We start from the raw sequence: 529 nt of genomic DNA, 5'->3' as shown, positions 1-529 counted from the left end.
GAAAAAACAGAGTACACTCAACCAGTGGGTACAGTGCCTGACGAAGCGCCTAAGGCTGAGAAACCAGAGTACACTCAACCAGTGGGTACAGTGCCTGACGAAGCACCTAAAGCTGAGAAGTCAGAGTACACTGCTCCAGTAGGCACAGTCCCTGATGAAGCGCCTAAAGCTGAGAAACCAGAATACACTGAACCAGTGGGCACAGTGCCTGATGAAGCGCCTAAAGCTGAGAAACCAGAGTACACTCAACCTGTGGGTACAGTGCCTGACGAAGCGCCTAAAGCTGAGAAACCAGAATACACTCAACCAGTGGGTACAGTGCCTGACGAAGCGCCTAAGGCTGAGAAACCAGAGTACACTCAACCTGTGGGTACAGTGCCTGACGAAGCACCTAAAGCAGAGAAACCAGAATACACTAAACCAGTGGGCACAGTACCTGATGAAGCAGAGAAACCAGAATATACAGCACCAGTTGGTGGTAATCTGGTAGAACCTGAGGTTCAACCAGCCTTACCCGAAGCTGTTGTGA

Annotated in this window: 1 protein-coding gene; it reads left to right on the top strand. The window is 50.5% G+C overall.

Going from position 1 to position 529, the window contains the following annotated elements; all coding sequences use genetic code 11:
* Positions 1-529: SIALI-17 repeat-containing surface protein (locus HT718_RS05125; protein ID WP_345890259.1), on the top strand; the 529-nt coding region annotated here is incomplete at both ends.

It is taken from the genome of Streptococcus sp. 714 (genome assembly GCF_013277115.1).
Taxonomy (GTDB): Bacteria; Bacillota; Bacilli; order Lactobacillales; family Streptococcaceae; genus Streptococcus.
This window is presented reverse-complemented; position numbering and strand designations above follow the sequence as displayed.